At 59.6% G+C, this 21208-nt stretch carries 18 protein-coding genes and 2 tRNA genes; 3 read left to right on the top strand and 17 right to left on the bottom strand.

The features are described from left to right. Nucleotides 1–17 precede the first annotated feature (17 nt). Together BMY45_RS12160 and BMY45_RS12155 are read right to left on the bottom strand one after the other, a co-directional pair. Nucleotides 18–245, bottom strand: a complete 228-nt coding sequence (locus BMY45_RS12160; protein WP_092397840.1) for a PLD nuclease N-terminal domain-containing protein — start codon at nucleotides 243–245, stop codon at nucleotides 18–20. A 93-nt stretch (nucleotides 246–338) separates the two neighbouring features. After that, a complete protein-coding gene (locus BMY45_RS12155; RefSeq protein ID WP_092397838.1) occupies nucleotides 339–524 on the bottom strand; it encodes a hypothetical protein in 186 nt (61 codons plus the stop codon). Between the two features lie 272 nt (nucleotides 525–796). Between BMY45_RS12155 and BMY45_RS12150 the strand changes: the two genes are divergently transcribed. Continuing rightward, a complete protein-coding gene (locus BMY45_RS12150) occupies nucleotides 797–1159 on the top strand; it encodes an NUDIX hydrolase (RefSeq protein WP_092397836.1) in 363 nt (120 codons plus the stop codon). A 181-nt stretch (nucleotides 1160–1340) separates the two neighbouring features. After that, nucleotides 1341–1934, top strand: coding sequence for a hypothetical protein (locus BMY45_RS27525; RefSeq protein ID WP_143071637.1), 594 nt, complete (start codon nucleotides 1341–1343; stop codon nucleotides 1932–1934). Nucleotides 1935–2115: 181 nt separating this feature from the next. On the opposite strand, the gene BMY45_RS27520 is transcribed toward BMY45_RS27525, so the two are convergent. The 3 genes from BMY45_RS27520 to BMY45_RS12130 all read right to left on the bottom strand — a co-directional run bounded on the left by BMY45_RS27520 (nucleotide 2116) and on the right by BMY45_RS12130 (nucleotide 3250). Further along, complete coding sequence (locus BMY45_RS27520) at nucleotides 2116–2565, bottom strand: hypothetical protein (RefSeq protein ID WP_143071636.1); 450 nt, start codon at nucleotides 2563–2565, stop codon at nucleotides 2116–2118. A 332-nt stretch (nucleotides 2566–2897) separates the two neighbouring features. Continuing rightward, nucleotides 2898–2984 (bottom strand) — tRNA-Leu (locus BMY45_RS12135). A gap of 192 nt (nucleotides 2985–3176) precedes the next feature. Further along, a tRNA-Cys gene (locus BMY45_RS12130) sits at nucleotides 3177–3250 on the bottom strand. A gap of 376 nt (nucleotides 3251–3626) precedes the next feature. Here BMY45_RS12130 and BMY45_RS12125 point away from each other — a divergent pair. Next, nucleotides 3627–4406 carry a TSUP family transporter gene (locus BMY45_RS12125; RefSeq protein WP_092397830.1) on the top strand — a complete coding sequence of 260 codons (780 nt, stop codon included), beginning with the start codon at nucleotides 3627–3629 and terminating at the stop codon, nucleotides 4404–4406. Here BMY45_RS12125 and nudC read toward each other — a convergent pair. From nudC to BMY45_RS12065, 12 genes are all read right to left on the bottom strand, one after another. Beyond that, nucleotides 4374–5204, bottom strand: a complete 831-nt coding sequence (gene nudC, locus BMY45_RS12120; RefSeq protein WP_092397828.1) for an NAD(+) diphosphatase — start codon at nucleotides 5202–5204, stop codon at nucleotides 4374–4376. The two genes, BMY45_RS12125 and nudC, sit on opposite strands and share 33 nt — an antisense overlap. Before the next feature lie 6 nt (nucleotides 5205–5210). After that, a complete protein-coding gene (locus BMY45_RS12115) occupies nucleotides 5211–6023 on the bottom strand; it encodes a crotonase/enoyl-CoA hydratase family protein (protein WP_092397826.1) in 813 nt (270 codons plus the stop codon). 256 nt (nucleotides 6024–6279) lie between these two features. Next, nucleotides 6280–7761, bottom strand: a complete 1482-nt coding sequence (locus tag BMY45_RS12110) for an efflux transporter outer membrane subunit (protein WP_092397824.1) — start codon at nucleotides 7759–7761, stop codon at nucleotides 6280–6282. Next, nucleotides 7758–10862, bottom strand: coding sequence for an efflux RND transporter permease subunit (locus BMY45_RS12105; protein ID WP_092397822.1), 3105 nt, complete (start codon nucleotides 10860–10862; stop codon nucleotides 7758–7760). The genes BMY45_RS12110 and BMY45_RS12105 overlap by 4 nt, the downstream gene beginning before the upstream one ends. A gap of 199 nt (nucleotides 10863–11061) precedes the next feature. Beyond that, nucleotides 11062–14157 carry an MdtB/MuxB family multidrug efflux RND transporter permease subunit gene (locus tag BMY45_RS12100; RefSeq protein ID WP_092397820.1) on the bottom strand — a complete coding sequence of 1032 codons (3096 nt, stop codon included), beginning with the start codon at nucleotides 14155–14157 and terminating at the stop codon, nucleotides 11062–11064. Then, on the bottom strand, nucleotides 14154–15470 hold the full coding sequence (locus BMY45_RS12095; RefSeq protein ID WP_092397818.1) for an MdtA/MuxA family multidrug efflux RND transporter periplasmic adaptor subunit: 1317 nt from the start codon (nucleotides 15468–15470) through the stop codon (nucleotides 14154–14156). Before BMY45_RS12095 ends, BMY45_RS12100 begins: the two co-directional genes overlap by 4 nt. Before the next feature lie 191 nt (nucleotides 15471–15661). After that, on the bottom strand, nucleotides 15662–16162 hold the full coding sequence (gene tpx, locus BMY45_RS12090) for a thiol peroxidase (protein ID WP_092397816.1): 501 nt from the start codon (nucleotides 16160–16162) through the stop codon (nucleotides 15662–15664). 205 nt (nucleotides 16163–16367) lie between these two features. Continuing rightward, a complete protein-coding gene (locus BMY45_RS12085; RefSeq protein ID WP_047226606.1) occupies nucleotides 16368–17039 on the bottom strand; it encodes a DUF3313 domain-containing protein in 672 nt (223 codons plus the stop codon). Nucleotides 17040–17160: 121 nt separating this feature from the next. Then, nucleotides 17161–17655: a hypothetical protein gene (locus BMY45_RS12080; protein WP_092397814.1), complete on the bottom strand. Its 495-nt coding sequence runs from the start codon at nucleotides 17653–17655 to the stop codon at nucleotides 17161–17163. Between the two features lie 329 nt (nucleotides 17656–17984). Further along, on the bottom strand, nucleotides 17985–18782 hold the full coding sequence (locus BMY45_RS12075) for a transglutaminase family protein (protein WP_092397812.1): 798 nt from the start codon (nucleotides 18780–18782) through the stop codon (nucleotides 17985–17987). Further along, nucleotides 18779–19729, bottom strand: coding sequence for an alpha-E domain-containing protein (locus BMY45_RS12070; RefSeq protein ID WP_092397810.1), 951 nt, complete (start codon nucleotides 19727–19729; stop codon nucleotides 18779–18781). The genes BMY45_RS12075 and BMY45_RS12070 overlap by 4 nt, the downstream gene beginning before the upstream one ends. A 3-nt stretch (nucleotides 19730–19732) precedes the next feature. Then, complete coding sequence (locus BMY45_RS12065) at nucleotides 19733–21142, bottom strand: circularly permuted type 2 ATP-grasp protein (RefSeq protein WP_092397808.1); 1410 nt, start codon at nucleotides 21140–21142, stop codon at nucleotides 19733–19735. Between the last annotated feature and the right edge of the window lie 66 nt (nucleotides 21143–21208).

The raw sequence follows: 21208 nt of genomic DNA, 5'->3' as shown, positions 1-21208 counted from the left end.
ACGGTCAAGGCCCTTCCCTAGCCTTTGCTGTGCTCTGGCGACGACGGGCCTTCCTTCACACCGCGAGGGCCGGCCACGCCCCAGATGACCAGGCCCACCACAGGCAAGATGATCAGCAGCAGCGCCCAGCCCGCTTTGGTCCCGACCGTCTTGTCACTGCGAAACACACTGATGATCGCCCACAGATCCACAAGCAGCAAAAGCACCACAACGCCGATCCAGAAATAGCTGGCTAGTTCAGACATGGTCCAATCCTCTTAAGGTCTATGGTTTAGGCATACCCCCTGACGGTCCGTTCAAAGAATCTGCCATCGCCTCCCCCACACCCGGAATTTCATCTAACCCCGCTCATTCAGATAGGCGACCCACCGTTCATAAGCGTCATGCTGGCGCTGGACGGCTTGCTCCCAACTCACCCCGCTCGTTTGATGTGCGTCGACGAGCGCCATCATTTCTGACGTGGCCGCGTCCAGCTCCACGAGAAGCTCGTGGGATTTGATTTTGAAGTCTTCAACGGTGGTCATGTCTTTCTCACTTCCCCTCTAACCGAGGTTGGCTATCCACCCAACATGGATACGTTTTTTCCAAGCTGATTCAGTCGAGGCGATGATCGGTCTAATGCCCAGTCCAGACAGATAGCGAGTGCGGGAATGAAATGAAGTTCAGTCTTTCGCCGATTGCCGCGGTCGTACAGAGAGGCGCCCGGTAAAAACCGTAGTGGACAGCCCGTATGACATCGGGCTCAAATATTGCAGTTATATTTCATTTTAATGACAGCCACTGATTGAGCAAGGCCATGAAAATTCGAGCGACCGTCATCTGCGAGGAAGATCGCCACATCTTACTCGTGCGCAAGGCCAACAGCCGCTGGACATTGCCTGGTGGGACCGTGGAGCGCGGTGAAACCCATGCCGGGGCGGCCCTGCGCGAGTTGACCGAAGAGACCGGGCTGGACGCGCATAACCTGCTTTATCTGATGCGCATCAGCGACGGTGAAACCGAACACCACGTGTTCGAAGCCGCAGTCACCGATTCAAAGACAGCCCGGCCACAGAACGAAATCAGCGACTGCCTCTGGCATCCGCTGGACGCCATCGCGCAACTGCAAATGAAAAAGGGCACGCGGGAGATTCTCGAGGCATTTCGGCGCAGGTTGTGAACGCCGCTTGGTGGTGACCGAGCAACGCCTACAAAAGCGGACTGGGAATCACGCCCTGCCATCCTCACTTCGGAAAGAATAATTAGCTCAACAACCACAAAAGATTAATTTCTTAGCTACAGTTTCTTCGCACTCTTAAATAAATCAACTCATTCGCCCATCGCGCCGAGGGACCTCAACGATGCCAATGACACTGGATCTTGCACAAAAAGAAAAGTGGATTTCGGAAATGAAAACATTGACAACCCATGCCAAATGGGGAGTGCAGCTAGTACTTAATCTGCCAACAGGCATGAAAAACAGAATCCCTTTGTATCCATGGCTAAAGGGGCCTGAGACCTTATCGGAAAGCGAACCCACACTCCCCACCCAACGTCCACCCACTTCAATGAACTGTTGGGAGTCACTGCTTGTTTCAGGATACTATGCAGGCCTATGGAATAAAAATTACATAGTAAAAGCAATCACAAAAACAGCCGGAACCGGAAATGAAGATTCAGGCTTTAGCAAGCTCGCCTGGTATATGAGTCGTAAAGGCACTCCGTTCATGCCTAACAGATACAGGGCTGAGGAACGGGCGCTAATCATAATGTTTGGCGATACCGGCGAGCACTTCGCCTTAACGTGCGGAGAGGGGAAAATCATTGAACTCGATAAAGCCGCCCAAGGCGTAACAGATCTACAGAATACATTGCAAAGGGCGCCTTACTACACTTACAAGCGAGTCTATGTTGCGCCCCCACCCACCCTATCAGAACTCAATGAAATCACATGAACTCATCTTGCCTGCGGGAGAAATGAAAATAAATGCAGCCATTGCTCCCCCAGAACGGCCTGGGCCTGGATGCTGCCCTTCCGCTAGTCGCGCCGCCGCGAAACGAATACGTGATAACCGAAAACATGTCTCGCACACTTGAGATCACCTGTAACCGCGAAGCCTCGCGCATCAAAATCAATCATGGACCGAACACTAAATCCTCAGCCTGTTGAAAAGTTAACACCTGAGTGAGCTCAATCTTTAGATACCTATAAGCTCTAGGGTTAAATTTAATCTGCACAGCTGGGTTTTCACTAGCATTCGACAGCCAATCATAATTATTGCAATAGTCTGCAGGTATGTTCTGCCACTGCTGAGCCTCCGGAACCGCAAAGCTCTCCATATCGACCAATTCCTGAGCACAATATACAGACCATATATCAACACCCTCCGGAGGAACAACAGCAGAAGCAATCCCATACCCATAAGTATAAAGAGCCGGTGTTTTTTTAAAAGATCTTATTACATAAAAACCACTTCCCAACTCCCCTCCTGATGCATGATCCCAAGCCCCAGGCATGACTTTTAGACCGCTTGTTAAGGATGCCCTATGCCCAGATCTAGTAGCGTGAAACCCTATTAATTTCATAGAAAACTCCATTTAAGTTACACGCAGCGTCCAACGCTAAAATGAACCACCCGCACAGACTGAGTGATTTGACTCTTAAAAGACCGAGACACCTAGATTAATAGATCAGTTTCCTTATCCAAGCTTAATGCCAGCTATCAAGAAATAGACCATTCCCGAATAAAACGCCAATACGCCAGCCATCGCCCCCGACGGGGCTTAAGCCCGGAAGGCGGTCGGAGTCGCGAAGGCTGACTTTCAGATGCGCGATTTGCGAGCAAAGCTCCAAAATAGCGGACCAGAAACGAACAAGGGTTTGCATCAGCTTTCGCTCGCAAACCCTTGATTTTAGATGGTGCCCGAAGCCGGAATCGAACCGGCACGCCCTTACGAGCGGGGGATTTTAAGTCCCATGCGTCTACCAGTTTCGCCATTCGGGCGGTAGCGCGTTCAAGCCTATGGACATCGGCGGGGAGCAGAGGTCCAGTCGAGGCTGCTGCAGCAAGAGGGGGAATATATACATCCCTTCCCGGCGAAGCAAGGTTGCTTCTGTCCTTTTCAAGACAAAAACTGTCATTGCTCCAAAAATAAAAAAGCTCCGTAAATCATGGATCTACGGAGCTGTTTTAAAGTGGAGGCCGAAGTCGGAATCGAACCGGCGTAGGTGGATTTGCAATCCACTGCATAACCATTTTGCTATTCGGCCTCAAGACGTTTGATGCAAGAAAGCCACATCAACCGCGTACAAACCTGATCAGGAAACAAGACGCTTACGAAGCTCTATCTCCTTGAAAACATTGAGATTTTTTACGTCCCAGTGCGTTCGATGGGCGCAATTATGTACTCATTTGCCTAGGCTGACAACCCCTTGATTTCAAAAAAAATTCGTCCAAAGGCCAGCTTCCGCCCGACAACCACAGGGGGGTGCAAGGCTTCTGGGGCTGCGTCGCAACCCTGCAAAGCCAGCCCCCTCGCCATGGAGAACGTCAGGGACCCCGGAGGAGTCGCAGCCCTGCCCCATTTATGGGTAACATACCGGCCTTCCCTGCAGCCACCTGCGCCCTGCCAAATAAGCCCATTTCATGCCCTTCGAACTCAGCGTTGACCTTACCACCCTCGCTATCCTTATCCTCGTCGCTTTCATTGCCGGTTTCATCGATGCCATTGCCGGTGGAGGTGGCCTGTTGACCACCCCGGCCCTGCTGACCGCCGGCTTGCCTCCCCATCTGGTCCTGGGCACCAACAAGCTCAGCTCGACCTTCGGTTCGGCCACGGCCAGTTTCACGTTCTACAAGCGCAAGCTGTTCCATCCAAGGCAGTGGACCCATGCCCTCGTTGGCACGTTGATCGGTGCCCTGGTTGGCGCGATCGTCGCCCATTACCTGCCCGCCGAGTGGCTGAACAAGATGCTGCCGGTGATTGTTTTCGCCTGCGGCCTGTACCTGTTGTTCGGTGGCACGCCCAAGGCGCCGCTAGACAGCAATGCGCCGATCAAGAAGACCTGGCAAGCGCCCCAGGGTTTCAGCCTGGGCTTTTACGACGGCGTGGCCGGTCCTGGGACGGGTGCGTTCTGGACGGTCAGCAGCCTGCTGCTCTATCCCATCGATCTGGTCAAGGCCAGTGGTGTGGCCCGCAGCATGAATTTCGTCAGCAACATCGCGGCGCTGTCGGTGTTCATTTTTTCGGGGCAAGTGGACTGGATCATCGGCCTGAGTATGGGCCTGTCGGTGATGGTGGGGGCGTTCTTCGGCGCTCGCACCGCCATCAGCGGCGGCGCGAAGTTCATCCGACCAGTATTCATCACCGTGGTACTGGGCTTGACCGTGCGTCTAGCCTGGCAGCACTGGTTCAGCGTGGCCTAAGCGCCGCGCCACATAGAGGTCGATCAGGTAGCGGGCAATGGAGCGCGAGGCCGGCAGCGGCGGCAGGTTGTGCACGTTGAACCACTGGGCATCCTCGATCTCATCTTCCTGCCTGACGATGTCGCCACCGGCATATTCGGCGTGGAAGCCCAGCATCATCGAATGGGGAAACGGCCAGCACTGACTGCCGACGTACTGAATGTTCTTCACCTCGATGCTGACTTCTTCGCGCACCTCACGAATCAGGCAATCCTCGGCCGACTCACCTGGCTCGGCGAACCCGGCCAGCGTGCTGTAGACCCCCGTGACGAAGCGAGGCGAACGGGCCAGCAGGACTTCATCGCCACGGGTGATCAGCACGATCATACTCGGCGAAATCCGCGGGTAATGCCGCAAGTCACAGGCATCGCAATACATCGCCCGTTCCCGGGCAATCTGGCTCATGCGTTTGCCACAGCTGCCACAGAAACGGCACTCCCGAGCCCAGGTGCCGATCTGCGCGGCATAGCCCAGGACCTTGTACAGCGTGTGGTCATCCTCGAGCATGAAGGCCCGCAGGCCCTTCCAGTTGCAACCGGGGACGTCCTGTGAGCTGTGCAGTTCCAGCAGATAGACCGGCTCGCCATCCAGGTGGCCAATGCCATGCTCGGCGAGGATCGACAGGTCCTGGCGCTTGAGCCAGTCGCGGGGAAACAGCGCGCCGTTGTCATCGAACAGAAAGCCTTCCGGGCTGCGGGCCACGGCCCAGCCCCCCGGGAGATCGGTATCGAGTACTGCGGTGGTCCAGCGTGAAATCATGATCAATCAATCCAGAAATTCAGGTTTCTGTTTGCTCATATGGGCGGCCATGGCCACGCGCAGGTCGGTCGATTGCAGCATGGCGGCGTTCCAGGTGGCGACGTATTCCAGCCCGTCGTCGATGCGGTGGTCGCGCATGTAGCTGATCATTTCCTTGGTACCGGTCACGGCGATCGGCGACTTGGCGGCGATTTCCCGCGCGATGCCCATCACACCGTCAAGCAGGCTGGCGGTATCACTGTAGACACGATTGACCAGGCCGATGCTGCGCGCCTCGTCGGCACCAAAAGTGCGCCCCGTATAAGCGAGTTCACGCAGCATGCCGTCCCCGATGATCCGGGGCAAGCGTTGCAATGTGCCAACATCGGCCGCCATGCCGATATCGATTTCCTTGATGGAGAACTGCGCGTCCTCGGCGGCATAACGCATGTCGCACGCGGCGATCAGGTCAATGGCACCGCCCAGGCAATAGCCTTGAATGGCCGCAAGCACCGGTTTGCGGCAGTTGTCCACGGCATTGAACGAGGCTTGCAACTGCAGGATCTTGCGGCGCAACAGGCGTGCATTGCGACCCACGTCCTTGCCCAGGTCGTTGGCCACGGCGGCCAGCATCATCAGGTCGATGCCCGAGGAGAAGTGCTTGCCGGCCCCGCTCAATACCACCACCCGCGCTTCGTCGGTGTCGTCGATCCATTGGAAGATTTCGACGATCTCGCTCCAGAACGCGGCGTTCATTGCATTGATCTTGTCCGGTCGATTGATCTGCACATGGGCGATATTGTCTGCAAGCTCGACGGCGAACGCTTGGTATTGCGACATGGCAGTGATCCTTTACCGGCTGAAAAAGAGGCCTGAACTATAACAAGTCCACGCACCGGGTCGTAGACAGTGCATCGGCCAAAAGCGGGACTGACCACCAGCTATGAAGATCAACCCTGTGGCAAGGGGATTTATCCCCGCTGGGGCGCGAAGCGGCCCCTGCATCGTGCCTGGCACACAGCAGCGACAGAAGTATTTAGGGGCTGCTGCGCAGCCCAGCGGGGATAAATCCCCTCGCCACAGGGGTCACCTTCGATCAGGGTTTCTCGCTCGCCTGCATCTGCCCATCCCACCCACCGCCCAACGCGGCGATCAGCTGCACACTCGCGATCAACCGGCTCTGTTGCAAAGTCAGCACACTGCGTTCGTTACTCAGCGCGGTGGCCTGGACCGTGACGACATCCAGATAGGCAATCAGCCCCGCCCGGTACTGGTTCTGGGTCAGACGCAAGGATTCGCGGGCGGCGTCCAGGGCCTCTTGGCGCACGCGGGCTTCGTCCTCGAGGACTTTGAGTTGGATCATGTAGTTTTCCACTTCGCGAAAACCGTCGAGCACCGTCTGGCGATAGGTGGCGACCGTCTGGTCGTAGGCCGCGATGGTGCGGTCGACTTCCGCCGAACGCTGGCCGCCATCGAACAGCGTCATCGCCAGTTGCGGTCCCACCGACCAGAAGCGGTTTGGCACACTCACCCAGTTATCGTAGGTACTGCTGCTGTAACCGCCGCTCAAACTCAGGGTCAGGTCCGGGTAATAGGCAGCCTTGGCCACGCCGATATTGGCGTTGGCGGCCATCACCGAGCGTTCTGCGGAGGCGATGTCCGGCCGGCGCTCAAGCAACTGCGAGGGCAGCGCCACGGGGATTTGTGGAAGCGCCGGGATGTTCTGGGTTTCTGCCAGGTTGAATTCGGCCGGCGGCAGACCGATCAGCACAGCGATGGCGTTTTCGAATTGGGCCCGTTGCCAGATCAGGTCGATCAAGTCGGCCTGGGTGGTCTTGAGCTGGTTCTGCGCTTGAGCCACCGCATCCCTGCCAGATACGCCCGCGCGGTACTGGTTTTCGGTCATTTTCAGCGAACGCTGATAGTTGTCCACGGTGGTCTGCAACAAGCGCTTCTGCTCATCGATCACCCGTAATTGCAGGTAGTTTTGCACCAGTTCCGATTGTTGGCTCAGGCGCATGGCGGCGAGATCGGCGAAGCTGGCTTCAGCGCTGGCTTCATTGGCTTGCAGGGTGCGACGCAACTTACCCCAGACGTCCGCCTCCCAACTGACACCGGCCTGGGCGCTGTAGGTGTCGCGGATGCCGCTGGCCGAACTGCTCAGGCTCGAATTGCTGCTGCCGGTGCCCTGGCTGGAGCGGTTCTTACCAACGGTCAGGTCCACGGTGGGGAAAAATGCGCCCCGGGCACTGCGAACCAAGGCCTGGGCCTGACGGTACTGGGCTTCGGCCTGGGCCACGGTCTGGTTGGAGGTGTTGAGTTGCTCCACCAGGCCATTGAGCCGGGCATCGCCGTACAACTCCCACCAGGCACCCCGGGCCAATGCGTCGCTGGGATTGGCCTGGCGCCAACCCTCAGCCTCCTTGTACTGCACGGGCGCCACGGCTGCTGGGCGCTGGTAATCCGGGCCGATGGCGCAGGCGCTGAGCATCGCCACGCACAGCGTCAGGCTCAGCAGCCGCGAGCCACGGGCGGTCGCCAACGGTGCGACAAGATTGAAAAGCGAGCGGTCGGTCATAGCGGAGTTTCCAGGGCAGCATCAGTGCGCACGCCGCGCCAGCGGTTGAAGCGATGGCGCAGTTTGTCGAGATAAAGGTAAACCACAGGCGTGGTGTAGAGAGTCAGGATCTGGCTGAACACCAGCCCGCCGATGATGGTCAGGCCCAGCGGCTGGCGCATCTCCGAGCCTTCGGCACCGCCAAGCAATAGCGGCAAGGCACCGAGGATTGCCGCCAGCGTAGTCATCAGAATCGGCCGCAAGCGCAGCAGGCAGGCGTTGCGGATCGAGTCCTGCGGCGACTGCCCGCCGCGCTCCAATTGCAACGCCAGGTCGATCATCAGGATCGCGTTTTTCTTCACCACGCCAATCAGCAGGAACAAGCCCAACAACGAGATCAGGCTGAACTCGCCGCCCAACAAGTAAATCGACAGCAGTGCGCCGACACCGGCCGACGGCAATGTAGACAGGATGGTAAGCGGATGAATGTAGCTCTCGTACAACACACCCAGCACCAGATACACCGCCAGCAATGCCCCCAGAATCATGAACGGCTGGCTTTTCTGGGTTGCCGCGAACGCATCGGCGGTGCCGGCCATTTTTGCGATGATGTCTTCGGGCATCCCTAGCCTGGCAATCGCTCTCTCGATGGCAGCCGTGCCCTGCTCCACCGTCACACCCTCGGCCAAATCGAACGATATGTCCTCGGAGGCGAACTGCCCCTCATGGCTGACCCGATCATCCTCCAGGCTGCTCTCATAATGCGCGATGGTCGACAGGGGCACCCGCGCGCCGTCAGCGGTAATGACCTGGACCTGCTCGAGGGTGCTCGGGTCCTGGGCGTACTTGGGGTTGACCTCCATCACCACCTGATACTGGTTGAGGCTGTCATAGATGGTGGATATCTGCCGCTGGCTGTAGGCGTTGTTCAACACCGAGGTGACCATGTCCATGTCGATGCCCAGGCGCTTGGCCTGATCGCGGTCCACCACCAGCGTGATCTGCTGGGCGCCGCCGCCGTCACGAGCGTCGATGGCGGTCAGTTCCGGCAAGGCCCTGAAGGCGGCCGCGACTTTGGGGTACCACTGGCGTAGCGACGCCAGATCACCGCTCTGCAGGATGTAGGAATACTGCGAGGTGGTCTGCTCACGACCGCCCCCAAACTGCAGGTCCTGGTCGGCCATCAGCATCAAGCGGCCACCCGGCACCAGGGGCATCTCCTTGCGCAAGCGCTCGATGACTTTCTGCGCGGAGATCCCGCGCTCGTTGATCGGTTTGAGGCGCACCAGCATGAAGGCATTGTTGGTGCCGTTGTTGCCGCCGATGAAGCCCGCCACGCTTTCGACCGCTTCGTCCTTGAGCACGGCGCGGCGAAAGATTTCCATCTTCGGCTGCATCACATTGAAGGACAGTCCGTCATCCCCACGCACAAAGCCGATCAACTGCCCGGTGTCCTGCTGAGGCATGAAGGTTTTCGGCACCACCACGTAGAGGGCGATGTTCACCCCTATGGTCACCAGCAGGCTCAGCAAGGTCAGGCGCCGATGGCGCAGCACCCAGTCCAGGCTGCGCGCGTAACCACGGACCATCCGCTCGTTGAGGCGCCGGCTCCAGCGCTGCAAGCCATTCTCCTGCCCCGGCACGTGGGGCTTGAGCCAACGAGCGCAGAGCATCGGCGTGAGGGTCAGCGACACCACCAGCGAGACCACGATGGCCGCCGCCAGGGTGATGGAAAACTCGCGAAACAGGCTCTCGATAATCCCGCCCATGAACAGGATCGACAGAAACACCGCCACCAGTGAGACGTTCATCGACAGCAGCGTAAAGCCCACCTCTTCGGCGCCCAGGTAGGCTGCCTTCATGGGCGGTACGCCTTCGTCGATGTGCCGGGAAATGTTCTCCAGCACCACGATGGCGTCGTCCACCACCAGGCCAGTGGCGAGAATCAACGCCATCAACGACAGGTTGTTCAAGGAGAAACCGTAGAGGTACATCACCGCAAACGTACCCACCAGGGACACCGGCACCGCCAGGGTCGGGATCAATGAGGCACGGAAGTTACCCAGAAACAGGAACACCACCAGCACCACCAGGGCCACGGCAATCAGCAGCGTCATTTCCGCCTCGTGCAGCGTGGCCTTGATCACTGGCGAGCGATCCATGGCCAGGTTCAGCTTGACGCTGGCCGGCAGCACGGCCTGCAACGCCGGCAGCTGGTTCTTGATCTCGTTGACCGTCTCGATGATGTTGGCGCCGGCCTGGCGGTTGATCACCAACAGCACGGCTGCGTCATCATTGAAGAACCCGCTGTTGTAGCGGTCTTCGACGCCGTCGGTGACTTTTGCCACATCCTTGAGCCGCAGCACTGAGCCGTCCTGGTAACGGATGATCAGCGTTTCGTAATCCTTGGCCTTCTCCAACTGATCGTTGGCCTGGATTTGCCACATGCGTTGTGCGTCCTCGACCGAACCCTTGGGCCGGCGCACATTGCTGTCGGCAATGGCGCTGCGCACATCATCCAGGGCCACGCCGTACTGGTTGAGCAGTTGCGGCTCCAGTTCGATGCGCACCGCTGGCAAGGAACTGCCGCCAATCTGCACCTCGCCCACGCCCGAGACTTGGGACAGACTCTGGGACAGGATGGTTGAAGCCAGGTCGTAGAGCTGGCCCTTCTCCAGCACATCCGAGGTCAGCGACAGCACCATGATCGGCGCCTGGGACGGGTTGACCTTCTTGTACGTGGGCATGCTGCGCATGCCACTGGGCAACAGGTTGCGCGAGGCATTGATGGCCGCCTGCACTTCCCGCGCCGCGCCGTTGATGTCGCGGTCCAGGTCAAATTGCAGGATCACCCGGGTAGAGCCCTGGCTGGACCGGCTGCTCATGGTATTGACCCCGGCGATGGCGCCGAAGGAACGCTCGAGCGGCGTGGCCACCGTCGACGCCATTACCTCGGGGCTGGCCCCCGGCAAGTTGGCCTGGACCACGATCACCGGAAAATCCATCTGCGGCAACGGCGCAACCGGCAGCAGGCCAAAGCTCACACCGCCCAAGAGTATGATTGCAAAGCTCAGGAGCATGGTCGCTACGGGGCGGCGGATGAAAGGGCCGGAGAGGTTCATCAGCAACCGCTCCAGGCTTCATACGATATGCCGTGAGGGATGGTCGGGCTCTTGTGGCGAGGGGATTTATCCCCGCTTGAGTGCGCAGCGCTCACCAAAGGGGCCGCTGCGCAGCCCAACGGGGATAAATCCCCTCGCCACAAAAAGCCCCCCGGCTTCAAGCCCTCGGGCGTTGATTCTTGCCTGTAATCCGTCGCTGTCATACCCGCACCTCTTTCCCATCAGGCTTGGCAAAGCGGCGTCCCAGGCGGTCGAAATACAGGTAAATCACCGGCGTGGTGAAGAGCGTCAGCACCTGGCTCACCAACAACCCACCCACCATTACCAGCCCCAAAGGCTGGCGCAGTTCGGCGCCGGAGCCAGTGGCGAGCATCAGTGGCACCGCACCGAACAGGGCCGCCAGGGTGGTCATCAGGATCGGCCTGAAACGCAGCAGCGCAGCCTGGTAGATAGCCGTCTGCGGGTCCATGCCCTGGTTGCGTTCGGCGTCGAGGGCGAAGTCGATCATCATGATCGCGTTTTTCTTGACGATGCCGATCAGCAGGATGATGCCGATGATTGCGATCATGCCCAGGTCATTGCCACTGATGATCAGCGCCAGCAAGGCGCCGATGGCCGCCGATGGCAACGTGGAGAGAATCGTGATCGGGTGGATGTAGCTCTCGTACAAAACACCGAGGACGATGTACATGGTCACCACCGCCGCCAGGATCAGCAGCAAGGTGCTCGACAGCGAGGCCTGGAACGCCTGGGCCGCACCCTGGAACTGGGTCTGCACCCCGACCGGCATGCCAATGTCTTGCTGGACCTTCTCGATCACGTCCACCGCGTGCCCGAGGGCTACATCGGGCGCCAGGTTGAACGACATCATCACCGCCGGAAACTGGCCGATGTGAGCAATGGCCAACTGGGCCTGACGCTCCTCGACGCGAGCCAGACTCGACAGCCGCACCTGGCCGCCATCGGTGGTCTTGACGTGAATCTGATCCAGCGCCTGCGGCCCGATGCGCTCACCGGCCTGGGCCTGCAACACCACCCGATACTGGCTGGCTTGGGTGTAGATGGTGGAAATCTGCCGCTGGCCAAAGGCGTCGTACAGGGCATCGGTAATGTCGGACACCGACACGCCCAGGCGAGACGCGGCGTCGCGGTCGATCACCAGGTAGACCTGCAACCCTTTGTCCTGCAAGTCGCTGGCGACGTCGGTCAACTCCGGCTGCTGGGCCAACGCTTCGACCAGACGATCGCTCCAGAGACTGAGCAACTCGGCATCCGGCGAAGACAGGCTGAACTGGTACTGGGTGCGGCTGACCCGGTCTTCGATGGTCAGGTCCTGCACCGGTTGCATGAACAGACGGATGCCCACCAGCCGATCCAGTTGTGGCTGCAAGCGGGCAATGATTTCGGTGGCGCTGTCATCCCGTTCGCTGTGGGGTTTGAGATTGATCAGCAAGCGACCACTGTTGAGCGTGGCGTTGTCACCGTCAACGCCGATGTAGGAAGACAGGCTCTGCACCGCCGGATCGGCCAGGATCACCTTGGCCAGTTGCTGTTGACGCTCGCTCATGGCAGCGAAGGAAATCGACTGCGGTGCCTCGGAAATTCCCTGGATCACACCGGTATCCTGCACCGGGAAAAAACCCTTGGGCACGGCCAGGTACAACACCACCGTCAGCACCAGGCTGCCGACGGCGACCAGCAGGGTCAGCGGCTGATGCTTGAGCACCCACTGCAACTTGCGCCCGTAGGCGGCGATCATCCAGTCGATCCAGGCGCCGCTGGCGCGGTAGAAACGCCCCTGCTCTTGCTCCTTGGGCTCACGCTTGAGCAACCGGGCACACATCATCGGCGTCAGGGTCAGGGACACCACCAGGGAAATCAGGATCGCCACCGCCAGGGTGATGGCGAACTCGCGAAACAAGCGTCCAACCACGTCGGCCATGAACAGCAACGGGATCAGCACCGCGATCAGTGACAGCGTCAGTGAGATCAGTGTGAAGCCAATCTGCTTCGCGCCCTTGAGCGCGGCCTGCATGGGGCTTTCGCCCTCCTCGATGTAGCGGGCAATGTTTTCCAGCATGACGATGGCATCGTCCACCACGAAACCGGTGGCAATGGTCAGGGCCATCAGCGTCAGGTTGTTGATGGAAAAACCGGCCAGGTACATCACGCCGAACGTGCCGATCAGCGACAACGGTACAGCCACCGACGGAATGATCGTGGCACTGACCCGACGCAGGAACAGGAACGTCACCATAACCACCAGGGCGATGGCGATCAGCAGTTCATGCTGGACGTCGGTGACCGAAGCGCGAATGGTCTGGGTGCGGTCAGTCAGCACTGTCACGTCCAGGCCGGCCGGCAGGTTGTCGGTGATGCTTGGCAGCAGGGCCTTGATCCGGTCCACCACCTCGATGACGTTGGCCCCCGGCTGGCGCTGGATGTTCAACAGCACGGCCTGGTTTTCGTTGGCCCAGGCGGCAAGGCGTTCATTCTCGGCGCCATCGACGATCTGCGCGACATCCTTGAGGCGCAACGGAGCGCCGTTGGCATAGGCGAGGATCAGCTCGGCGTAGTCCTTGGGCGAGGTCAACTGATCGTTGGCATCGAGCATCGAGACCCGGGTCGGTCCGTCGAAGTTGCCCTTGGGCTGGTTGACGTTGGAGGCGCCGACCAGGGTGCGCACATCCGCCAGGTTCAGACCTGCGGCTGCCAGGGCCTCGGGATTGACCTTGATCCGCACGGCCTGGCGCTGGCCGCCGGCGATCGAAACCATGCCGACGCCGCTGATCTGGGCGATTTTCTGCGCCATGCGGGTGTCTACCAAATCATTGAGCTTGGGCAGCAGCATGGTCTTGGAGGTGATCGCCAGGGTCAGCACCGGGGTGTCGGCCGGGTTGACCTTGTTGTACACCGGCGGGGCCGGCAGATCATTGGGCAGCAGGTTGGTGGCTGCGTTGATCGCCGCCTGCACCTGTTGCTCGGCGACATCCATGTTGATGTCGAGGCTAAAACGCAGGGTAATCACCGACGCGCCGCCGGAGCTGGTAGACGCCATTTGCGTCAGGCCCGGCATCTGCCCGAACTGTCGTTCCAGGGGGGCGGTCACGGCGCTGGTCATCACGTCGGGACTGGCGCCCGGGTACAGGGTCATCACGCGGATGGTCGGGTAATCGACCTGGGGCAATGCCGACACCGGCAACAACCGATAGGCGATCAGACCGGCCAGCACGATGGCCAGCATGCTCAGGGTGGTGGCGACCGGGCGAAGGATGAACAGACGCGAGAGGTTCATGCGCCGCCCTTTTTCGCCTTGTCGGCCTCGGCCGGTTCAGCCGGGGCCGCCGCCGTTTTGCCCTGCAGGTGTTCGGTCGGCGTGGTGGGCACGTCCTGGCTGTCGTTGACTACATCGACCTCACTGCCTTCCTTCAGGCGATCGGTGCCCTCAAGCACCACCCGATCCCCCGCTGCCAGGCCTTCGGTGACTACGGTGTTTTCGCCGTCGCTGGCGCCGATCTTCAGCTTTCTGATGGTGACTTTTTTATCGCCATCCAGGGCGTAGACGAAGGTGCCGTTGGTGCCGAACTGAATCGCAGCGGTCGGCGCCAGGACTACATTTTTGAGGGTGTCGGCCAACAGATGCACATTGACGAACTGGTTGGGGAACAGCGACTGGTCGCGGTTATCGTAGCGAGCCTTGAACTTCAGGGTGCCGGTGGTGATGTCGATCTGGTTGTCCAGGCTTTGCAGCACACCGCTGGCCTGCAGCTTCAGGTCACTACGGTCCCAGGCTTCCACTGGCAGCTTCGCCCCGCTGCGATAGCGGTCAAGCACGGTATCAAGGTTGGTTTCCGGTAGCGTAAACACGACGCTGATGGGTTGCGTCTGGGTGATGACCGCCAGCGCGGTAGTGTCGTTGGCGGCCACCAGATTGCCAACATCCAGTTGCCGCAACCCGACCCGGCCGGAGATCGGCGCCCGGATCCTGGTGAACTCCAGATTGAGCTTGGCGTCGTTGACCGCCGCCTGATTGGTCTTGACCGTACCTTGGTATTGGCCCACCAAGGCGGCGGCGGTATCGAGGGTCTGTTTGGCGATGCTGTCCTCGGCATACAGGCCACGATAACGCTCAAGGTCCACCTGGGCATTTTTCAGCTGAGCCTGATTCTGCAGCAGCGTGCCTTCGGCCTGGAGCAAGGCGTTCTGGTATGGACGCGGGTCGATCTCAGCCAGCAGGTCTCCGGCCTTGACCATTTGCCCTTCTTCAAAGGCGATCTTGACCAGTTCGCCACCCACCCGGCTGCGCACATTGATGGTATTGAGGGCCGTGACGGTGCCCAGCGCCTTGTAGTAAAGCGGAAAATCACCGGTGACTGCCGGCGCTACCCGAACCGGTACCGGCCCTGTCGCCCCCCCAAACCCTGGTCGCATCCCGCCCGACCGCCCCGTCTGCTCAGCAGGCGCTTTTTGCCCTGCTCCGGGCTTTTGGTCCGTACCGGCGGGCCAGAACTTCCAGGCCAGCGCCGCGACGATCAATACGACGACCAGGCCAAACAGCCAGCGACGGGATTTGTGGGAAACAGAGGATTGCATGGAATGATCAACCATTGGGCGCGTGGGCTTCTTTTACGGGAGGCTGAACGATAAGCACTGGCGGGTATTTAGCAAAGCGCCTTTACCGGCAATTTACCTTGGGCTTACCTATCGCGTAGTTGGCTAAGGTCTTGAAGCACAAATGAAAACGGCCTGGTCGTGGCCAGGCCGTTAACAATTGTAATAAAAACGTTATTACAGGAGCGTTATTTAAGAGCAGCGAGCGCAGCGTCGTAGTTCGGCTCTTCAGCGATTTCCTTGACCAGTTCGCTGTGCAGCACGTTGTCGTTTTCGTCCAGCACCACCACGGCACGGGCGGTCAAGCCTTTGAGCGGGCCATCAGCAATCGCCACGCCATAATTTTCGATGAACTCAGCGCCGCGCAGCGTGGACAGGTTCTGGACGTTTTCCAGGCCTTCGGCACCGCAGAAACGCGCCTGGGCGAACGGCAGGTCAGCCGAGATGCACAGCACCACAGTGTTGCTCAGATCGTTGGCCTGGGCGTTGAACTTGCGCACGGAGGTGGCGCAGGTCGGGGTGTCGACGCTTGGGAAAATGTTCAGCACTTTGCGCTTGCCGGCGAAATCCTTCAAAGAAACGTCGGACAGATTGCCGGCTACCAGGGAAAAGGCTGGCGCCTTGGAACCGGCTTGTGGCAACTGGCCGTTGACTTGAACCGGGTTGCCTTTGAGGGTGACTTGAGCCATGAACGGATTCCTTCTGACAGGTTTGAAAATGGTGAGGCCGGAGTTAACCATGAAATGGTTCTGCGACCTATGGTTGGACATAAAAAGTCATGGCTTGGCGGCGTAGGCACTATCGAGCGCAACGAGGCTGCGATCTTTCCCCTGCCAATTGAGTCTAGAGCGAAAGATCGCCGGCTTCGCCAGCGCCTACAGCGACGCCTGTGCGCTATTTGGCCTTGAGTTTTAGAAACGACTGATGCAAGTCCGCTGCCCAACCATCGATCACACCTTTGACATCATCGGGCTTCATCACCTGGGCCTCGTTGGACAACGGCTTACCCGTGCCCTTACGCACCACCTGGGCGACCACTGCATTGTTGCCGCCGTCGAGGAATACCGCTTCAGTGCCCAAGGTGGTTTCCTGGTCGCGAATGCCACTGGCGGTACTGACCGCGGCCGCCACCAGCGCGATCGGAATCACTTCATAAGGCTTCAGGCCTTCGGTCTTGCTGCTGACGGCGGTGATGGCCGCACGCATCACCAACACCCCCGGTCCTGGCCCGGTCGCCAGGGGCAGGGATTTACCCGCTTCCCGCTTGAGCGCCTGATCGTAATAACCGGTAATGCCGGACAAGGTGGCCTGGGGGATCTTCACGGTCGGCTGCGGCTTGGGGTAAAGCTGTGTCGGCTCGACGTAAAGGCTGGTGTATTTGCTCAGGTCTGCCGTGGGATCGACCCAGCGCATCACTTCGGCCCCCGACGGCGATTTCTCCTCCTTGAGCCGGCTGTAATCACCCAGAAAACCGGAGTACTCATCCGGTTGGGTGATCTTGCTGGAGCAACCAGCCAGGGCAAGCGAGGCCATGCACACGGTGCCAATCATTGACGCAAACTTCATGCTGTCACTCCTGTAAGCCACACGAAACGGGGCCGGGAATTACAGGTATAGCCAATGGGCGCGGTTTTGCCTGCTCCGACAGGAAGAAGTCATTGGGCAAGCCCTTTACTCGCCACCGCCTTCAGCCGCGCTCGCGGGGTATCAGGCTCTGTAATTGCTGCGCGAGGAAGTCCGCGTCGAAGGTAAAAGTATCCGGATCTTTCAACCCGTTGGTGCGGCGCCATTGCCACTGCAATGAAGGCGGCAGGCAAACCAGCGAGATACTGCCGTAACGTGTTGCAGTCAGCCCCATGATCGCCAGGGAAATCTGTCCGCCGGATCCCATTACATCCGGTATGAACTCCACCGGTTTGCCGGTGATGGACACGGTCAGTTTTTCTGTCTTGAAGTCGGAGGTATCGGCCGGAACGCTCGGCCCGTGGGCCACATACGCCTCACGGGTGAGTGTCAGAAGACCGGGGGCCATGACGGGCGCCAGCCATTGCTCGATCTGTCCGTACAACGCCTCGATCTGTGCGGCCCACACCGCCGATTGCGCCTCGTGCTGGTGCTTCTTGTGCGCTTCGCTGTCTGCGTAATGACGAAGCATCTCGCCTAGTTGCTGTACATCGTCCATGCGCTGTTCCTCTGTATAAGGGGTACTGCAAAGCACGATGATGACAGGTTCAGGACGTCGGCGTACGTAAATGCCCATCTGCCTGAGCAGAGCGATCCTTCAGCGCAGCCGCGCCATGCCAGGGCATCCAGGGCGACACCTGTGGGAGCAAAGCTTGCTCGCGATTGCGGTGAGTCCGTGTGCATCAATGTTGACTGTACTGCCGTCATCGCGAGCAGGCTCGCTCCCACAGGGGATTTCGGGTTGTGGTGAGGCCAATGACCGCCGCCAATCCAGTGTGGGAGCGAGCCTGCTCGCGATGGGACTTCAGGGTTCAGTACTTTGCTCGCCTACTGATGCTGCACCTGAACCATTGAGTTCACCTGCACCCGCGCGTGCATCTGCTCTGCCCCGCCACCGCGGCGCATGCCGCGTACCGGACAAGCGTCGAGGTAGTCCAGGCCGACCGCCAGTTTCAAATGTCGATCCGGACAGGTCAGGCGATTGGTCACGTCGAAGCTGTACCAGCCGTCTTCCAGCCAGGCTTCAGCCCAGGCGTGGCTCGCCAGATGACTTTCATCTTCGGTGCACAGGTAACCGGAGACATAGCGCGCCGGAACCCCCAGGCTGCGCGCGCAGGCCACAAATGCGTGGGTATGATCCTGACAAACCCCCGCGCCCCCGGCGAAGGCTTCGGCGGCGGTACTGCTGACCTCGGTCGTGCCCGGGCTATAGGGCATGCGCGCAGCCAGGCCGTTCATCAAATCGGTCAGCGCCGAGCGATCACGTCGGGCTGCGCATTGCTCCACAGCAAAGGCCGCGAGAGCATCATCGACCTGGGTGAGGCGGCTGGTGCGCAGAAATGGCAGCGGTGACTGGCTGTCCGGCTCCATCTGCACCGCCTGATGGATTTCCACCTCGCCATAAGCCGTGAGCACCAGAGCGCCATGGGGCTCGTCCATGGTCATCACATGCAGGATATTGCCGTAGGGGTCGAGCTGGCTGCGCACCAGGCGCGGCAACTCCAGATGCCATTGCAGGATGCGCTGACGCTGAGTGTCCTTGGGCGTCAAACGCAGGAACTGGATGCTGGTGCACACTTCATCGGCATAGCTGTAGGTCGTGTCATGGCGTATGGAAAGTTTCATACCACCTCCAGATAAGACTCGTGAACGGTCTGGCCCAGGTGGCGAATCTGGCCAATGAGGTCGGTCAGCCATTGGTGCAGGCCCGACTCCAGGATCTCGTCGATGCCGGAGTAGCGCAGCCGTGCATTCAATTCAGCGGCCAGGCGCTGGGCTGGGCGGCCGTTGTTGCCCGGCAGGCTGGAGAGGATCTGGTCCAGTTCCTCGATACAGGCATGCAACGAGCGCGGGACATCGGCGCGCAGCAGCAACATTTCCGAGACCTGCTCGGCGTTGGGCGCATTGCGGTAGATCTCGTTGAACGCTTCAAACGAAGACAACGCTCGCAGCAAGGCGCTCCATTGGTAATAACCACGTGCCGAGTTGTCGCTGACCTCTTCCGACTCCTCACCAAACATTTCGTAGCGGGCGTCCAGCAGGCGCAGGGTGTTGTCCGCTCGCTCGATAAAGGTTCCCAGACGAATGAATCTATAGGCATCGTTGCGCATGATGGTGCCCGACGTCGCGCCACGGAACAGGTGCGAGCGCTCCTTGACCCATTCACAGAAGTGGCTGATGCCGTAGCGGCCCAGACCATTGCTGGCAATGTTGCGCATCTCCAGCCAGGTGGCGTTGATGTTCTCCCACATGTCGGCGGTGATGCGTCCACGCACCGCATGGGCATTGGTCCGCGCCGCCCGCAGACAGCTGTAGATGCTTCCGGGGTTGGTTTCGTCCAGTGCGAAAAAATGCAACATGCGTTCAGTGTTGAGCGCGTCATAACGGGCGTTGTAATCGTCCAGCGTGCCGGCCGCCAACAACGACATCGCCAGCTCGGCATGCCCATCGCTGCGCCCGGCCTGGGGCATGAGCGACAGCGAGTAACTGACTTCGAGCATGCGCGCCAGGTTCTCGGCGCGCTCCAGATAGCGGGACATCCAGTAGAGGTCCGAAGCGGTTCTTGAAAGCATGTCTTAGTCCTCCACTACCCAAGTGTCTTTAGTGCCGCCACCCTGGGACGAATTGACCACCAGCGAGCCGTCGCGAAGTGCCACGCGGGTCAGCCCGCCGGGCACCAGACGGGTTTCCTTGCCCGACAACACGAACGGACGCAGATCGATGTGGCGCGGGGCGATACCGCTCTCGACGAAAGTCGGACAGGTGGAAAGGCTCAACGTTGGCTGGGCGATATAGGCTTCAGGACGGGCCTTGAGGCGTGCGCGGAAATCTTCGATCTGCGCCGCTGTGGCTGCCGGCCCTACCAGCATGCCGTAACCGCCGGAACCCTGGGTTTCCTTGACCACCAGGTCAGGCAGGTTGGCCAGCACGTGGGACAGATCCTGGGGCTTGCGGCACTGCCAGGTCGGCACGTTCTTCAGGATCGGCTCTTCGGTGAGGTAGAAGCGGATCATCTCGTCGACGTAAGGGTAGATCGACTTGTCATCGGCCACGCCCGTGCCAACCGCATTCGCCAGCACTACGTTGCCTGACCGGTAAACGGCGATCAGCCCGGGCACGCCCAACATGGAGTCGGGGTTGAACGACAGCGGATCGAGGTAATCATCGTCAAGGCGGCGATAGATCACATCCACCTGCTGGGGGCCTGCTGTGGTGCGCATGTAGACATGCTCGTCGCGCACGAACAGATCGGCGCCCTCTACCAGTTCCACCCCCATTTCACGGGCCAGGAACGCATGTTCGAAATAGGCACTGTTGAAACGACCTGGGGTCAGCACCACGGCGGTCGGGTTGTCCAGGGGGCTTGAACTCTTGAGGGTGTCGAGCAACAGATTCGGATAGTGATCGATGGGCGCCACGCGCTGGGCGGCGAACAGCTCGGGGAACAGGCGCATCATCATCTTGCGGTCTTCGAGCATATAGCTCACGCCGCTGGGCGTACGCAGATTGTCCTCAAGTACGTAATAACTGCCGTCACCGTCGCGAACCAGGTCGACACCGGCGATGTGGGCATAAATGCCTCGGTGCAAGTCCAGGCCTTGCATCGCGATTTGATAACCCTCATTGGCAAGCACCTGCTCGGCCGGAATGATTTTTTCCTTGAGAATCCGCTGCCCATGGTAAATGTCGGCCAGAAACATGTTCAGGGCCTGGACCCGCTGAATGCAGCCACGCTCGACCATCTTCCATTCGCTGGCCTTGATGCTGCGAGGAATGATGTCGAACGGAATCAATCGTTCGGTGCCCTGCTCGTCACCGTAGAGGGTGAAGGTGATACCGGCTCGATGAAACAGCAGATCGGCTTCGCGACGACGCTGTTCCAGCAACTCCAGCGGCGTGTCCGCCAGCCAGCGTGAGAAAGCTTGATAGTGCGGGCGGCAGTCACCCTTTGCATCATACATTTCATTAAAAAAAGCTTGGGGCATAGCCAACTCCCAGCCGCGTTCTACACGGCATTTTTTATCACTTCGTCATTCCAATGGTCCGGCCTT

This window comes from Pseudomonas sp. NFACC39-1 (assembly GCF_900110355.1).
Lineage (GTDB): Bacteria > Pseudomonadota > Gammaproteobacteria > Pseudomonadales > Pseudomonadaceae > Aquipseudomonas > Aquipseudomonas tehranensis.
The sequence above is the reverse complement of the archived record's forward strand: the minus strand, read 5'-3'. Positions and strand labels throughout refer to the sequence as shown.

Coding starts and splice junctions, on each gene's coding strand:
- BMY45_RS12160 (WP_092397840.1), bottom strand. CDS start 245: ATGTCTGAACTAGCCAGCTATTTCTGGATCGGCGTTGTGGTGCTTTTG.
- BMY45_RS12155 (WP_092397838.1), bottom strand. CDS start 524: ATGACCACCGTTGAAGACTTCAAAATCAAATCCCACGAGCTTCTCGTG.
- BMY45_RS12150 (WP_092397836.1), top strand. CDS start 797: ATGAAAATTCGAGCGACCGTCATCTGCGAGGAAGATCGCCACATCTTA.
- BMY45_RS27525 (WP_143071637.1), top strand. CDS start 1,341: ATGCCAATGACACTGGATCTTGCACAAAAAGAAAAGTGGATTTCGGAA.
- BMY45_RS27520 (WP_143071636.1), bottom strand. CDS start 2,565: ATGAAATTAATAGGGTTTCACGCTACTAGATCTGGGCATAGGGCATCC.
- BMY45_RS12125 (WP_092397830.1), top strand. CDS start 3,627: ATGCCCTTCGAACTCAGCGTTGACCTTACCACCCTCGCTATCCTTATC.
- nudC (WP_092397828.1), bottom strand. CDS start 5,204: ATGATTTCACGCTGGACCACCGCAGTACTCGATACCGATCTCCCGGGG.
- BMY45_RS12115 (WP_092397826.1), bottom strand. CDS start 6,023: ATGTCGCAATACCAAGCGTTCGCCGTCGAGCTTGCAGACAATATCGCC.
- BMY45_RS12110 (WP_092397824.1), bottom strand. CDS start 7,761: ATGACCGACCGCTCGCTTTTCAATCTTGTCGCACCGTTGGCGACCGCC.
- BMY45_RS12105 (WP_092397822.1), bottom strand. CDS start 10,862: ATGAACCTCTCCGGCCCTTTCATCCGCCGCCCCGTAGCGACCATGCTC.
- BMY45_RS12100 (WP_092397820.1), bottom strand. CDS start 14,157: ATGAACCTCTCGCGTCTGTTCATCCTTCGCCCGGTCGCCACCACCCTG.
- BMY45_RS12095 (WP_092397818.1), bottom strand. CDS start 15,470: ATGGTTGATCATTCCATGCAATCCTCTGTTTCCCACAAATCCCGTCGC.
- tpx (WP_092397816.1), bottom strand. CDS start 16,162: ATGGCTCAAGTCACCCTCAAAGGCAACCCGGTTCAAGTCAACGGCCAG.
- BMY45_RS12085 (WP_047226606.1), bottom strand. CDS start 17,039: ATGAAGTTTGCGTCAATGATTGGCACCGTGTGCATGGCCTCGCTTGCC.
- BMY45_RS12080 (WP_092397814.1), bottom strand. CDS start 17,655: ATGGACGATGTACAGCAACTAGGCGAGATGCTTCGTCATTACGCAGAC.
- BMY45_RS12075 (WP_092397812.1), bottom strand. CDS start 18,782: ATGAAACTTTCCATACGCCATGACACGACCTACAGCTATGCCGATGAA.
- BMY45_RS12070 (WP_092397810.1), bottom strand. CDS start 19,729: ATGCTTTCAAGAACCGCTTCGGACCTCTACTGGATGTCCCGCTATCTG.
- BMY45_RS12065 (WP_092397808.1), bottom strand. CDS start 21,142: ATGCCCCAAGCTTTTTTTAATGAAATGTATGATGCAAAGGGTGACTGC.